This is a genomic window from Streptomyces sp. NPDC050546, assembly GCF_044457425.1.
Classification (GTDB): Bacteria; Actinomycetota; Actinomycetes; order Streptomycetales; family Streptomycetaceae; genus Streptomyces.
The window spans coordinates 525,962-540,473 of the sequence record NZ_JBITGX010000004.1; the positions used below are offsets into that span (position 1 = coordinate 525,962).

At 73.2% G+C, this 14,512-nt stretch carries 14 protein-coding genes; 3 read left to right on the forward strand and 11 right to left on the reverse strand.

The genetic code is table 11. The features are described from left to right. The first annotated feature begins 27 nt into the window (after positions 1–27). A complete protein-coding gene (locus ACIBK5_RS13375) occupies positions 28–423 on the forward strand; it encodes a hypothetical protein (RefSeq protein WP_399019051.1) in 396 nt (131 codons plus the stop codon). A gap of 2 nt (positions 424–425) precedes the next feature. Here ACIBK5_RS13375 and ACIBK5_RS13380 read toward each other — a convergent pair whose 3' ends face one another. Beyond that, positions 426–1,691 carry a peptidoglycan recognition protein gene (locus tag ACIBK5_RS13380; protein ID WP_399019053.1) on the reverse strand — a complete coding sequence of 422 codons (1,266 nt, stop codon included), beginning with the start codon at positions 1,689–1,691 and terminating at the stop codon, positions 426–428. A gap of 230 nt (positions 1,692–1,921) precedes the next feature. On the opposite strand from ACIBK5_RS13380, the gene ACIBK5_RS13385 reads away from it, so the two are divergent. Further along, a complete protein-coding gene (locus ACIBK5_RS13385; protein WP_399019055.1) occupies positions 1,922–2,539 on the forward strand; it encodes an RNA polymerase sigma factor in 618 nt (205 codons plus the stop codon). Positions 2,540–2,675: 136 nt separating this feature from the next. After that, positions 2,676–3,206 carry a hypothetical protein gene (locus tag ACIBK5_RS13390; protein ID WP_399019057.1) on the forward strand — a complete coding sequence of 177 codons (531 nt, stop codon included), beginning with the start codon at positions 2,676–2,678 and terminating at the stop codon, positions 3,204–3,206. 37 nt (positions 3,207–3,243) lie between these two features. Here ACIBK5_RS13390 and ACIBK5_RS13395 read toward each other — a convergent pair whose 3' ends face one another. From ACIBK5_RS13395 to ACIBK5_RS13440, 10 genes are all read right to left on the reverse strand, one after another. Further along, a complete protein-coding gene (locus ACIBK5_RS13395; RefSeq protein ID WP_399019059.1) occupies positions 3,244–4,218 on the reverse strand; it encodes a ScbA/BarX family gamma-butyrolactone biosynthesis protein in 975 nt (324 codons plus the stop codon). Positions 4,219–4,659: 441 nt separating this feature from the next. After that, complete coding sequence (locus ACIBK5_RS13400; protein WP_399019061.1) at positions 4,660–5,136, reverse strand: flavin reductase family protein; 477 nt, start codon at positions 5,134–5,136, stop codon at positions 4,660–4,662. Between the two features lie 123 nt (positions 5,137–5,259). After that, positions 5,260–6,369 (reverse strand): LLM class flavin-dependent oxidoreductase, encoded by a 1,110-nt coding sequence (locus ACIBK5_RS13405; RefSeq protein WP_215119158.1) that lies wholly within the window; start codon positions 6,367–6,369, stop codon positions 5,260–5,262. A gap of 70 nt (positions 6,370–6,439) precedes the next feature. Next, positions 6,440–7,705, reverse strand: coding sequence for an ATP-grasp domain-containing protein (locus ACIBK5_RS13410; protein ID WP_399019063.1), 1,266 nt, complete (start codon positions 7,703–7,705; stop codon positions 6,440–6,442). Next, positions 7,702–9,045, reverse strand: coding sequence for a PLP-dependent aminotransferase family protein (locus tag ACIBK5_RS13415; RefSeq protein WP_399019064.1), 1,344 nt, complete (start codon positions 9,043–9,045; stop codon positions 7,702–7,704). Before ACIBK5_RS13415 ends, ACIBK5_RS13410 begins: the two co-directional genes overlap by 4 nt. A gap of 68 nt (positions 9,046–9,113) precedes the next feature. Continuing rightward, positions 9,114–9,416, reverse strand: a complete 303-nt coding sequence (locus ACIBK5_RS13420; protein ID WP_399019067.1) for a YciI family protein — start codon at positions 9,414–9,416, stop codon at positions 9,114–9,116. A gap of 46 nt (positions 9,417–9,462) precedes the next feature. After that, positions 9,463–10,218 carry an SDR family NAD(P)-dependent oxidoreductase gene (locus ACIBK5_RS13425; protein ID WP_399019069.1) on the reverse strand — a complete coding sequence of 252 codons (756 nt, stop codon included), beginning with the start codon at positions 10,216–10,218 and terminating at the stop codon, positions 9,463–9,465. Positions 10,219–10,224: 6 nt separating this feature from the next. Then, on the reverse strand, positions 10,225–11,538 hold the full coding sequence (locus ACIBK5_RS13430) for an MFS transporter (RefSeq protein WP_399019071.1): 1,314 nt from the start codon (positions 11,536–11,538) through the stop codon (positions 10,225–10,227). Continuing rightward, positions 11,538–13,151: a transposase gene (locus ACIBK5_RS13435; RefSeq protein ID WP_399019072.1), complete on the reverse strand. Its 1,614-nt coding sequence runs from the start codon at positions 13,149–13,151 to the stop codon at positions 11,538–11,540. The genes ACIBK5_RS13430 and ACIBK5_RS13435 overlap by 1 nt, the downstream gene beginning before the upstream one ends. Positions 13,152–13,313: 162 nt before the next feature. Further along, on the reverse strand, positions 13,314–14,507 hold the full coding sequence (locus ACIBK5_RS13440; RefSeq protein ID WP_399019073.1) for a hypothetical protein: 1,194 nt from the start codon (positions 14,505–14,507) through the stop codon (positions 13,314–13,316). Positions 14,508–14,512 lie beyond the last annotated feature (5 nt).

The window sequence follows — 14,512 nt, forward strand, 5'->3', positions numbered from 1 at the left end:
CGCCGCCCCGCAGCGCATTGAAGGGGTGTGACGACTCAGCAGGAGACCAGGCCATCGGCGGCTGCGAAGCCGCTGCGGTGGGCGGCGGACACAGTGGCGACGATGCGCGAGGGAGCACGACTGCGCCTCGACTACTCGGCACAGAGTCTGTGGAGCATCGACCGCATGATCGAGGGGATACGGCGGGAAGGAGCGCCCTATGCGGCCGTGGAGGAGGTGCTGCGCGGGTTCGGGGCCTATGCCGGTGAGGTGATGGCTCGTCAGACCGGGGCCGAGTGGTGGGCCACCGGCGGCGACCACTGGATCCGCACCCCCGACGGGCGCCTCTGGGACCCGATCGACGAGGCCCGCCGCACCTACGGCGGTCATGGATCGCTGCGGCTGCTGTGCCGGGACGCGGCGGGCACGGCGCCCCGGCAGTAGCGTCAGCGCGCCAGCACGCCCTCGATCCCCAGCTCGGCGAGGTCCGTTTCCCACTCCGGCTCGAGCGCCGGCTCCGGTGCCGGTTCCTGTGCCGACTCGGGTTCCGGTCGCGGTTCCGGTCGCGGTTTCGGCTGGGGCGCGACGAGCGGGCCGGCCTTCGCGGCGAGGGCGCGGATCTCGGGCAGGTCGTCGTAGAGGTTCTGCCCGGGGCACTCCGTCGGGGAGCCGTCGCGGTGCCCGGAGACGCGGTTGAGCGTGACCTTCTGGCCCGCCTGGTACTTGCCGTTGTCCGCGCCGGAGGTCAGCACCACCGTCCCGGCCGGGTCGAGACCGTACAGGCCGAGCTTCCAGGCCGCCACCTTCGCGACCGACTCGCGCACCGCGGCGTTGGTGGTCGCCGTGGAGTAGTCGCCGAGCACGGACACGCTGCTGGTGGCGGTGTTGAAACCGTAGGTGTGCGCGCCGAGGACGGGCTTGTCGATGCCGCCCGCACGGCCCTCGAAGACGGTGCCGCACTTGTCGACGAGGAAGTGGTAGCCGATGTCGTTCCAGCCGTTGCTCTGCACGTGGTAGAGGAACACACCGCGTACGACCGACGCCGACTGGGAGCAGGTGTAGTCGTTGGTGCCCGCCGTGTGGTGGACGAACATCGCCTGGGTGCCGGTGGTGTAGGTGGGCGGGTCCTTCACCAGGGACTCGTCGGCGCCCCAGGCGGAGCGCGACGTCACGGCGGGGCGGCCGGCCAGGGGCGCCCCGGGAGCCGGTTCGACGGCGCCGGGCCGGAGAGCACCGGGTTCGACGACCGAGGTGTGCACGGCGTCCGACCCGCCGTCGGGGTCGACCAGTTCGACGCGCAGCCCCTTGGGCAGCCGCCCGCCCGAGACGCGCACCTGGACGCCGTCCGAGGGGCCGGTCCACAGCGGCTGGGTGCCGCCGCGCACCCCGGCGTGGTCGCGGTCGGGGCCGCTCTCGGGCATGCGCACATCGGTGTCCAGTGCCCGCCACGCGCTCCACTCGCCGCTCTCACGGGAACGGGTGCGCACATACGCGGTGCCGTCCAGGGCGGCGTCCGGGTCCGCCCAGGTGACACCGACCATGCTGAACGGCTCGGTGGTGCGCGGGGCGAGGGACCGCTTGTGCGGATCACCGTCCGGCACCCGGACGGTGTACACGCCGTCCGAGGACGAGGCCCGGGCGGGCTGGGCCAGACCGAGGGCACCGAGGGCCAGAGCGGTGGCGACGGCGGTGCGCAGGAGGGGAGACGGCATACGGTGCTCGCCTTTCGTGGGGCGGATGCATCGCGTGCAGAGCTCCCCGGTACGTCACTTGGCCCAAACCTCCGCGGGCCGGCGCTCCCGAGGACGGCGGGTCGGGTTGACCCGAACGGGGGCCGGCGTCCGGGTGCTGACGCGCTGTGACACATCCGTCCGCACCGGCGCTGATCACCGTGGGGGCGTGGTACGGGAGGGCGCGCACTCGGTACGAACAGGGACGGTACGTGGGTCAGGGAGCAGCGCCCCGGCGCGTGCAGGCGTACGACGGGGAACTGGGCGAGGCCGTCGCGCGGGCCCAGCAGGGAGACGAGGCGGCCTTCGCGGTCGCCTACCGGCTGGTGCAGCCCGCCCTGCTCGGCTATCTGCGAGGCCTGGTCGGGGACGAGGCGGAGGACGTGGCGTCCGACGCCTGGCTGGAGATCGCCCGGGATCTGGGGCGGTTCCGGGGCGACGGGGCCGGTTTCCGCGGCTGGACGGCGACCATCGCCCGGCACCGGGCGCTGGACCATCTGCGCCGCCAGCGGGTACGGCCCCGGCCGGCCGTGCTGGAACAGGACGTCCTGGACCTGCCCGGGCCGCACAGCACGCACGACCAGGCGCTGGAGGCCCTGACCACCGAACACGCCCTGGAGCTGGTCCGCGGGCTGCCCCGCGACCAGGCCGAGGCCGTGCTGCTGCGCGTCGTGGTCGGCCTCGACGGCCCGGCCGCCGCGCGCGTCCTGGGCAAGCGGCCGGGCGCGGTACGCACGGCCGCGTACCGGGGGCTGAAGCGCCTCGCCCGGCAGCTGGGCGCGGAGGGTGTGACGGATGAGGCTCCCCGGACGCTGGGGGAGTCGACGTGAACGATGCTCAGCTTCTCCGGCAGGGCTGACGGGACCGCGCGGTCGCTCCGTCCTGAACAGGCCGGACGAGCGGGCCGTACTGGTGAGGCCCGGCGGGCCGGTCGGGCGAGTGGATCGAGCAGGGACGGAATCGGACATGGCTGAACGGCAGAGCGGCGGCGGGCTTCCCGGCCGTCGTTCCCGTCCCGCCCTGTCCGACGCCGAGGTCGAGGCGCTGATCGTCGCCTCCCTCGTCCGGGACGGTGTCGACGCCTGGGCCGAGCAGCGGGCCGTGGCCGCGTTCCGGGCAGCCCGGGACGCCGGGGCCCACCGCGGCCGCGCCCGCCGCAGGGACGACTGGGGGCCCCGGGACCGGGGCCACGCCGTGCCGTCCCTGCGGACGACGCTCTCCGTGCTGTTCGCCGGTCTCATGCTGGTCGGTGTCGCCATGGGGGCGGTCGGCGCGGCCGGTTTCCCGGCTGACGACGAACACCCGGCCCCCGCCCGGGAAACCGAGGCCGACTGCCGCGACTACCAGGAGACCGGGGGAAACGGCCAGGGTCTGAACGCGACGGTCTGGCAGCGTCTCGTGGCGGCGGCGGGCGGTGAGCAGAACGTGACGGCCTACTGCACGGGACAACTGGCAGATCCCGGGCCGGGCGGGAACGACGGCCACCCCACGCCCTAGGAGTCTCCTGAGGACCCTGCCCGCCCCCCTTCGGTCTTCAGTCGCACAGGCTCGCCACCACGAGGCTGTCGAAGGCCAGCCGACCGGACTGCCATGCGGTGACCCGGACCGCGGCGTCCTCGCTCGCGTCCTGTGCGGGGAGTCTGGTCGCGGAGATGCGGCAGGGGATGTCCGGGGTCAGCGGGTAGTGGAAGGCGCTGCGCAGTTCGACGGGGAGTACGCGGTACGGGGCGCAGGCCGCCTGTACGGCCTGGCGGGCGGCCTCCAGGAGCACCATGCCGGGGATCTCGTGGGTGGGGTGGTCGAAGAGCACCGGGTGGCCGGGGTCGATGCGCAGGTCCCAGTTCAGGCCCCGGCGGGCGGCGGCGGAGCGGGGGACGCCGAGGACGACGTCGCGTTCGTCGAGGCGGCCCACGATCGCGGGCGGCACCGGGTCGGGCAGGGGCGGGTACCCGCCGCCCTCCCCTGCGGCGGGGCCCCGGGGGGCGGACACACGCAGTGTCAGCCGTCCCGCGCCGGCGAAGTCGTCGCCGCGCAGCAGATCGGCCTCCAGGGTGAGTGCGGTCGGGGGGCCGTGCCGGCGACCGGCGCCCCGGACGTCCGTGGCCGCGGCCTCCAGGCGCATCTCGGCCGGGCGGGTGCCGAGCAGGATGACACCCGGCACGACTTCGAACTCCAGTTCGGCGATGGTGAAGTGACGGTCCGCCGGGACGCCGTAGTACGTCTGCCCGACCAGGACGGAGGCCTGCCGCAGCGACTCCGCTGTGAGCAGGGGGTCGTACCAGGCACCGGCGATGGGCGCGTAGAAGTGGTGCCCGCGCGGCCACTGCGCGCCCAGCCGGAACGCGTCGGGGCCGAGCCGCCGCCAGTCGGTGATCAGCACCTCTGCCACGGCACTGCGGTCGACGAGGTGGCGCGGGGCGGTCCGGACGAAGTGGAGGTCGGCCTCCGGCCCGGCATCCGGCGGCAGGGGGAGGGTGAGCGCCTTGGGTATCGGATCGGTGTGGGACACGCGGGTTGCCTTTCTCATGGGCGTCGACGCGACGAACGCGTCCCGGGGCGGGTCCCGGGCGGGGCCGGCCCCTCCGAGCCGGGCCGGGCCGCCGGGCGGGCCGGGTCCGGGCGGGGCGGAGTCGGGTCCCGGGGCGGGGCGGGGCCGTGCGAACCGGGCCGGGCCCCTGACGGGCGGAGCCAGGTCCCGGGTGGGGCACGGCCGTTCAGACCGGGCCGAGGACGCCGGTGGCCTCGGCTCGGCGGGTGGCGGGCGGGGAGAGAGGGCGGCTGGACCGCACCCACGGCCAGGGGCCCTGCCCGCGGCTGGATCGGTGCCGGTGCCGGTGCCGGTGCTTGTGCTTGTGCTGGGCCGTTGCCGGTCCCCGGGACGGCGCCGGAGGGAACCGCGCCGGGTCCCGGCGGGCCGTGTCCGGGGGGAGCCGGGGAGGGGCGAGACGGCTCAGGCCGCTGCCAGGGCCGTGAAGCGGCCCGCGTGGAAGACCAGGGGGCCCGCCTGGGCCGTCAGGGCGCCTTCCAGGGCCTCGGCGATGACCAGTTCGTGGTCGCCCGCCGGATGGACCGTGGTGATACGGCAGTCCAGCCAGCCGAGACCGTCGGCGGGAATGGGGTGCCCGGCACGGGTCGTGGACCAGGCGCCCGCGGCGAAGCGGTCGGCGCCCTTGGCGCTGAACAGGCGGCACAGTTCCGCGTGTTGGTCGCCGAGGATCGTGACCGCGAAGGAGCCGGCCTCGCGGATCGCCGGCCAGGTCGAGGAGGTGTCCGCGGCGCACAGGGCGACCAGCGGCGGGTCGAGGGAGACGGAGGTGAAGGAGTTGACCGCCATGCCCTTGGGGCCTTCGGCCGTGTCGGCGGTGACCAGTACCACTCCCGTGGTGAACCGGCCGAGTATGTCGCGGAACGAGCGTTGCTCCAGCATGAGTTCTTTCCGATCGGGTGGGACGCACGGCCGGGCCGACGCAGCGGCCCGACCTCGCGTGACGTGACATGACATACGGCGGGCTCGGCGAGGACGCTTCCTCGCACCAGGTCCTGCGGCGCGCTACTTCTTCCGGCTGGCGATCGCGAAGTCCACGGCCTCCTGCGGCCGGGCCGCCGAGCCGTTGATGCGGGGGGCGACATGACGGGCCAGCAGCTCCATGCTGCGGTTGGTCTTCTCCCAGGACGTCCAGTCGGCGACGTAGACGAGCAGCGTGCCGAAGCCGCCGGTGATCTCGTGCAGCCGCTCGATTCCGGCGACCACGTCGTCCACCGAGCCGACGAGCGCGCCGCCCGCCTCGACCCGGGCCTCCAGCGCCTTCTCACGCGGCACGTCGGGGCTGAGGACCTCACGGCCGGCCGCCTTGCCGAAGTACTCGAACAGCCAGCGGTCGTAGCCCTCGCGGACGTCCGCGAACGCCTCCTCGCGGGTCTCGGCCACATGCACCGGCAGCGCGATACGCCACTTGTCGCGGTCCAGGGTCTGCCCGTGCTCGGCGGCGGCCTCCTCCGCGTACTTCCACTGGTGGGCCAGGTTGATGTGCGCGGGGGCACCCGGCGTGAGCAGGGCGAAGGGCAGCGCGAACGAGGTCATGCTCAGCCCGTACTGGCCGATCAGGCGCGGGCTGGACTGCGAGGTGCCGGACGTCGCGACCGCGACCTCGATGCCCTGCGGGCTGAAGCGCGGCAGCTGGAGCTTGGCGTCGCGCAGGTCGAACCAGTCCGTCTGCTGGGTGATCCGCTCGTCGCCGTTGACCAGCTCCAGAACCGTCGGCAGGGCCTCCTCCAGGCGGCGGCGCTGCACCGGCTGCTCCAGGCCGAACATCTTCGCGTCGAAGGGCACGCCCGGGCCGACGCCCAGGATGTACCGGCCGCGGGTGAGGTGGTCGAGGTGGACCGCCCGGCTCGCCACGTGGAAGGGGTGGTGGCCGGAGAGCGGTACGACGCCGTGGGCCAGCTTGATCTGCGTGGTGCGCTGGGAGGCGGCGGCTATCAGCGTCTCCGGCGCACCGACCAGGCCCCAGCCCAGCGTGTGGTGCTCGCCGAACCAGGCCTCGTCGAAGTTGAGGTCGTCGACGTACTCGACGAGGTCCAGGTTGCGGCGGATCGCGAGGTGCGGGTCCTGGCCGGTCTCGTGGACGGGGGACAGGAAGAGACCGATACGGCTGTGCATGACAGACCTCCGGGAAGCAAGTCGTGGAAGAGGGAAGAGAACAAAGACAGGAGCGGGGAGCGAGCGGGGGTCAGGCGACCCGGTACACGGCGTCCTTGAGCGCGCGGACCTTCTCGTAGCCGGCCGTGAGGGCCGTCTCGTCCGGTGCCGTGAGGAACACCCGCATCGAGCTGGTCAGCAGGTCGACGGTGGGCCTGATCCGGGCGCCGGGCGCGTACTTGACCGTCGCGAGGAAGACGCTCTCCAGGCCGCGGATCTCCGCCACGGCCGTCTCGTCGACCGAGTCCACGACACCGTCGAGCGCGGTCGGGGTGTTGTAGACGACGGCGGGCTGAAGCCTCCGGTACGTCCGTCCGGCGTACTCCGCGAGGAACTCGTCGGGCCGGGTGTACGCCTGGGCGGTGAGAGCCGCCTGGTTGTGGCCGAGGCACACGTCGTGGAAGGGGGCGTTGATGTTGCCGTTGAGGCGGGTGCCGATCTCGACCAGGACGGGGCCCTCGTCGGTGACGATGACCTCGGCGTGGGCCGGCCCCCAGGCGACGCCGAGGGCGGCGAGGACCTCGTCGACGTACGAGGTGAGCGCGGCGACCACCGGGTTGTCGTCCGGGTCGGCGAGCAGGTCGCGGTTGTAGATGTTCTTCCCGGACGGCAGCAGCGTCTTCTCGTACTCCCAGACCCCGCAGACATACCGCTCGCCGCCGCGGCTGACGGTGTCGACGATGTACTCGGTGCCCTTGAGATAGGACTGCACGAGGATCTCGGTGTTGGCGAGGCCGAACATGTTCGGGGCGTCGAGGACGCTCCGGGCGGCGGCGCGGACCGCGTCGGGGCCGTCGCAGACGAAGACGCCGTCGGAGGCCGCCGAGCTCAGCGGTTTGACGACCACCGGGTAACTGCCGTGCTCCTCGGCCCAGTCGACCGCCGCGTCCGGGTCGTCGGTCTTGAGCTGCCGCGCGCAGCGCACCCCGGCGCGGCGCAGCGTCTCGATCATCTCGTACTTGTCGCGGCGGGCCGGTGACAGCGCCGAGCCGTTGGAGGGCACGCCGACCGCCTCGCTCAGCCGGTCGGCGAGCGGCACGGACGACTCCTGCCCGGCGATCACACACACGGGGTCGAGGGCGCGCAGCCGCTCGACGAGGGCGTTCTCGTCGCCGTGTCCGGCGATGTTCTCCCGGTAGGCGGTGAGGTCCGGCGGTGCCATCGCCGGGATCAGCTCCGGGGTGGACTGGACGTGGACGACGTCCGTGCCGTACGCGGCGAAGGCGGCGGGGTAGAAGTTGCCGGCGGAGTAGCCGTCGACGATCACCGCCACGGGGCGCGTGGGCGTGCTGCTCATGAGGTGGCCTCCGGTTCTGACGTGGACTCGGCCTCGATGAAGCGGGCCAGGCGGGCGATGCCCTCGCGGATCGCGGCGGGCGTGAGGTTGCTGAAGCCGAGGCGCAGGGCGCGTTCGCCGCTGCCGTCGAGGTGGAACATGCGCATCGGCGCCCAGCTGACCGCGTAGTCGCGGGCCGACCGTTCCATGGCGACGAGGTCGGCATCGAAGGGCACCTCGACGACCAGGAAGAAACCGCCGCGCGGCCGGTTCCAGCGCACGCCGTGCTCGGCGTACCGCTCGGGCGGGAAGTGCTCGGCGAGGGCGTCGAGGGTGGCGGCGAGCCGCTCCTGGTAGACGGCGGCCAGATCGCGGGTGGCGGAGCGCAGGTCGTAGCCGGCGTCGACGAGGATGCCGCCGATCGCGGCCTGGGAGAGCGAGGACGAGCCGACCGTGAACATCGCCTTGGCCTTGGAGAGTTCCTGGGCGAGGGTGCGCCGGACGCCGTCGTCGCCGACGACCTCCCGGTCACCGACCAGATAGCCGAGGCGGGCGCCCGGGAACGCGGACTTGGCGAAGGAGCCGAGGTAGACGACGTCACCGCGGGTGTCCAGCGCCTTGAGCGTCGGCAGCCTCTCCTCGTCGTTCGCGAAGAGCCCGTAGGGGTTGTCCTCCAGGATGGTGAACCCCTCCTCGGCGGCCAGCGCCAGCAGCCGCCGCCGGGCCTCCAGGGGTACGACCGTGCCGGACGGGTTGGAGAAGTCGGGGACCAGATAGAGCGCGGCGGGTCGCTTGCCCTCGGCACGCACGGCACGCACGGCGGCGGCCACGGCCTCCGGTTCGAGCCCGTGGGGGCCCTCGGTGATGCCTCTGACCGGAATGTCCAGCATCCGGGCGGCGCCGCGAATGCCCACGTACGCCGGGGACACGGACAGCAGCACGTCGTCGGGCGAGCGGAACAGCCCCCGCAGGGCGACGAGCGCCGCCTCCTGGAAGCCGTGCGTGATCATGATCGCATCGGGCGCGACATCGATGTCCTCGTCCTTGGCGAGCATGCGGGCGACCTCTTCCTGGATGAACCCGTTGACGGGTCCGTACTGGAAGTGCAGCCGCGTGACGCGCTGCTCGGGCACCCCCTGCTCCCGCAGGTGCGCGATGTACCGGTCGACGTAGTACGAGAGCTTCGCGAGGTTGTGCGTACCGTCGTGGGGCGCCCCCGACGAGAACGACAGCGCCTCGGGGAACTTCATCGCCGTCTCACTGAGCAGCCGCATCGAGTCCATGCCCGGATCGACGATCCCGGCGTGCAGGGCTTCTCGGCGCAGCGGAGTGGTGGTTTGCTGAACTGGCGTCACGAGCACGTCAGTCGGTCCTTTCGAGGGGGCTTGCTTCTTGACGGGGAGGAGCGGCGGGGCGATGGAGCTCGGGCTCAGGCCGCGGTCTTCTCCGACGCCGCGGCCCACGTGCCCTTGCCCGGCGCCCACTGGCGGATACGAACCCGGCAGACGATGCCGCCCATGACGTAGGGCTCGGCGTCCAGGACCTCCTGGAGGCGGTCGCGGTCCTCGGCCTCGTAGACCAGCAGGCCACCGTTGGTGTCCTGGAGCGGCCCGGCGAGCAGCAGGACGCCGCTGTCGGTGAGGGCCCGCAGATAGTCGGTGTGGGCGCGGTGCAGATGCTCCCGGCCCGCACGGTCGACGTTGTACTCGAACTCGACGACGAACTTCGCCATGGAAACCTCCGGTGTCACTGGGCGTGGGACGGTGGGCGGGCGGGACTCACATGTAGATGCCGCCGTTGATGTCGATGACGGACCCGGTCGAGTAGCCGGCGCTCTCGGAGCAGAGGTGCAGCACACTGCCGACGGCCTCGGCGACGGTGCCGTAGCGGCCCATCGGCAGCTTGGCCAGGACGGCCTGCTGCTGCTCCGGGTCGCGCCGCTCGAACGCCCCGGCGACCCGCTCGGTGGCGATGGGCCCGTGGGCGACGACGTTGACGACCACCCCGGTCGGGGCCAGCTCGAACGCCAGCTGCTTGGTCATGCCGATGACGGCGGCCTTGGCGGCGACGTACGCGGCGTTGTTGAAGCGGCTGTACGTACGGCCGCCCGCCGAGGCGAAGTTGACGATGCGGCCGTAGCCGTCGGCGGCCATGCGCGGGGCGCACACCTTGACCGCGATCCAGCTGCTGACCACGTTCTCCAGGAAGGACTCGTCGAAGTGGCCGGTGGTGAGGTCGGCGTAGCCGATCACGCGGGTGTCGCCGCCGACGCCGTTGACGAGGATGGACGGGGCGAACCGGTCGACGATGTCGGTCAGTTGACGTTCCGCCGCGGGGATGTCGGTGATGTCACCGACGACCGTCTCGACCTTGGTGATCCGTCCCAGCTCCTCGGCGAGCCGGCCGACGGCCTCGGCGTCCCGGTCGAACAGGACCAGCGTGTGGCCCTCCTCGGCGAGCTCGCGGGAGACCTCCTTGAGGATGCCGCCGGCGGCGCCGACGAGGAGTGCGGTGCGGGGGGTGGGGGCGGGCATGGTGGGTCACCTTGTCTCTCGGGTCAGGGGTTCCGGGGCGGTTGCCCGGGCGGTGGTCACGGACGCGGTGTCGAGGTCGGAGCCGGTGGCGGAGCCGGGATCGGAGTCGGAGTCGGGATCGGCGTCGGCGTCGGGCTTGGTCACGAACCCGGCCAGCCGGGGCAGCAGGGCGAAGCCGGCCGCCACCGCGAGCCCCAGGCCGAGGACGGACATCCACAGCGCCTCGTAGCCGTGGGAGTGGGCGAGGGCGAGTCCGGCGGGACTGCCGACGACGAACGCCGCGTTCCAGGCGAAGAAGTACGAGCCCTGGTAGGTGCCGCTGCGTCCGGCCGGGGCCCGGTCGGCGATGAAGGTCGCGGACATCGGGGCCCACAGCACCTCGCCGAGCGTCCACACGACGGTGGCGATCGTGAAGGAGACCATGCCGCCCGCGAGGACGTTGCCGCCGAAGCCGAGGGCCATGAACACGGCCGCCAGGATCAGCGGGACATGGGCGCGCAGCCCGCCGACCAGGCGGGGCACGAGCGGGAGCAGCAGCACGGACAGCACGGCGTTGACGGCGAGGACGAAGCCGATGTCCCCGGCGGTCAGCCCGCCGGCCCGCATGTCGAGCGGCAGCGCGGAGTTGACCTGGAGATAGATGCAGGCCAGCAGGAAGGTCAGGAGGAGGAAGGCGACCAGGACGGGGGTCCGGAAGGGTTCGGCGATCCCGCGTGCGGCCGACTTGAAGGCCGCCGCGGCCCCGGCGGGCCGGTCGGCGCCCTGCGCCGGCGGCGGATCGGCGGGCACCGCGAAGACGAGCGCCGCGTAGACGAGGCTGGAGGCCGCCCAGACGACGAAGAGGGCACCGGGGCTGACCTCGAGCAGGAAACCGGAGAAGACGGGGCTCAGCGACATGCCGATGTTGAAGCCGACGAGGAAGAGGCTGTACGCCTTCGAGAACTGCTCCTGCGGAACGATCGCGGAGATCAGCCCGGCCCCGGCCGGCCGGTCGACGGCCGACAGGAACCCGGTGATCAGCGACAGCGCGCACAGGGCGACGACGTTCTCGGCGAAGGCGAAGAGCAGAGCCATCGCGGCGGTGACCGGCTGGGCGGCGACGATGGTGCGACGCGGCCCGATCAGGTCGGCGACCGCCCCTCCCACCAGCCCGGACAACACGACACCGGCGCCGAAGAGCCCGACGACGAGCGGGGTCGTACCCGGGGCGACGAGCCCCTCCTGCTCCAGGTAGAGCACGAGGAAGGCAGGGGCGAGCGTCCCGAGCCGGCTGACGGTCTGCCCGAACCACAACAACCAGAACGCTTTGGGAAGGGCCATCAGGATTCCGTTCGTATCGGGGTGGGGAGCGGGTGCGAGAGGAGTGCGGGGCGTCGGGGTGGGATGACGAGGGTGCGTGCGGGGGGCCCGGGGAGCTGGACGCGTGGCGCCGCCGTCACCGGAGTCCACGTCGAAACCGCGTCAGCTCGCCCGAGTGGCACCGGAGTCCGCACCAGAGCCCCAGCAGCGCGCGTCGAAGCCGCCGGAACCCCTGCCGGAACTCCTGCCGGAACTCCTGCCGGAACCCCCGAGACCCGCTCAGGAGCCCCGACAGCCTGCGCCGATGCCTCAGCCGTCCGCGCCGGAGCCGCTGGTGCTCTCCCGGGTGTCGTGATCGCTCGGGCAGGGGACCCGGCGGTGCGTCCCGGGGCCGTGCCGGCCCGTCCTCCTGTTGTCGAGGTCCGTGCCCGGTGCGGTGGGCGGGCGGTGCGTGGCCGGGGCGACGCGTGGGCCGGGCCGCCGGGCCGGGCCGGGGCGGCGCCGAGCGCGCTGTAGGCGAAGGCGGCGGAGACCAGGGTCTTGTGGTGGTGCCAGCCGGCGTACGAGCGCCCCTCGAAGGCGCGCAGACCGAAGTCGTCGGCCATCCGCTCCACCGTGTCGACGGCATCCGCGTGCAGCCGGGCCAGCGCCAGCACCTCGCGCGGCGACCTGTCCACGAGATCCGTGAGCCAGATCCGTCCGCCTTCGGACTCGCCGATCAACCGGAGGGCGACGGGGATGCCGGGGAGGCGGACCACCCCCGTCGCCACTCGCGCCGGGTGGGCTGTGAGGAGGCTCCGTGCCGTCACACCACCGGCGTCCGCACCGGCACGAGAACCGGACCCGACGAGAGCCGCACGGTCCGGGTGCACGACAAAGTCATCAGGTACGGCCACGACGAACCGCCGGCCCCGGCCGGCGAGCCCGGCGACCAGTGCGGCCGTGTCCGCGAACCCGAGCAGGTCGGCGACGACCGGCACCCCGCCCGAGCCGGTCACATCCCGAGTCCCCACCCCGCCCGAGCCGGTCACATCCCGAGTCCCCACCCCGTCCACCAGGTCCAGCGCCAGGGCATCGGCCGCCCCCGCGGCCGGAACCGAACCGGCCCGCCCACGGACCTCCGCCTCCTCGGCCCACCGCCCGGGCAGCAGCAACCGCCAGTCGACCGGCACCGTCCCCTGCTCCACCGAGAGGAACGCCCCGACACCGACCTGGCAATTGACCGTACGGCCGTCCCGGGGGACGAAGCGGCGGTGCACTCCGCAGGAGCGGTCACCCCGCTTGGGCAGCACCGCCGTGGCGATGACCAGGGCACGCGGCCGGGACCGCCGTACCACCCAGTCGGCCAGGCGGGCGCGGACCGGCTCCCACTCCCAGGGGCTGGCGTTGACGAACTGGTGCAGGGCCTGGGCCGCCGTGGCGGAGTCCGAGACGGACGCGGCGAGCCGGCGGACCGTCTTGCGCCCCGGCGTCACCAGCAGGCCACGTGTGTAGACATGGGCCCAGCCGCGCTGGTCGGCACGGGGCAGCCGCTCGAAGACCTCCGCGATGAAGGCGTCGAAGGCGCCGGAGGAGGAGCGGCGTGCGGAGGATCCTCTCCGCCCGGGAGCCACCCTGGAAGACGCCCTCACCATGACGCGTGCCCTTCCTCTGGACTGGTCGCACTGACTGGTCGCTCTGGGCGGGCCGCCTGTTTCGAAGCCCGCCCTAAAAAAATAGAGAACGAACTCTTTGTTTTCAATTGAAGGGGCCACTTCCAGCTACGACTTTGAGGAGTCCGCGCTCCCGCAGGGCTCTCACCTGCGGTCGGGCAGAAGCATGGCGTCACTCAACTCCCGCTCGGCCATCGCCGCCCAGGGCCCTCCGACGGCCAGCCCCACCGACAACGCCCCCTTGAACGACGACAGATGCAGCGTGCCGTCGAGCGCACCGGCTCCCCGGGCCGCCACGGTCCGGAACCCCGTGACCCTCCCCGCGTGCGGCCCGAGCGCGGTGTCCACCGAACCGGCGTCGGTCACCCGCAGCTCCGGCCCTCCGCCTCCCAGAGCCTCCCGTTCCACGGCCCGGCGGATCGCGGTGTGCGCCCGCCGCTCCGGACGCCAGTCCCGCCCGGCCGAGCAGAGCACCTCCGCGTGGCCCCGGGCCCGGCCCACGAGGCCGCCTCCCGCATCCACGGCGTCGCGACCGGCGCCGCCCGCCCGCAGCCGCGCCCGCACCACACCCAGCACACACCCGGGCTCGCCGATCAGCGCCCGCTCGGCGTAACGCCGGCGCAGGGACACCGCCGTGGCGACCGTGACCTCCCGGCGGCCGCTCTCCCGGGCGAACGCGTCGGCCAGCACGGTCGCGAGGAACCCGCCGACCGTCAACCGCCGGACACCGCACCAGTCCCGCAGCCGCCGGGTCTCGTACGGACCGAGGGCGAGGGTCACACCCCCACCACCCTCGCGGATCACCCCGGCCGGCCGCCCACGCCCCGGCCCTGACCCTGCTCCTCCTCCGCGCGACGTCACGGCCCGCCGGGCCGGCCCCGGCACGCAGACCCCGCAGACCCCACCGCTCTCGTAGGTCAGCTCGTCGGTGTCCGGCGGCAGCTCCTCCTCCCCGGCACAGGCACCCGGAAGGCCGAACAGGGCGTCCAGCAGCGGCCGTACGAGACGCCCGACGGAGTAGCCGTCGCAGATCGCGGGGTGCAGGCTGAGGGAGAAACGTGTCGCCCCCTCCGAAGCCCGCCAGACCCGCAGCCCCCACAGCCGCCCGTCCGCCGGAGACCCGGGCTCCCCCTGCCGGAACCACAGCCCCGCGCTCCCGGTGTCCTCGATCCGCAGCGACAGCAGCGGCAGCCTCCTCAGCCACAGCTCCACAGCCGCCTCCACCCGCTCCGGCGAGAACACGCCGTCCACCGTGAAGGAGGTGGTGAGCCCGCCCCTGCCCCGCATCAGCTCATGGGCGTACGCGAACGCCGCCTCCGTGTCACTGAGCCCGCGCACCCCGT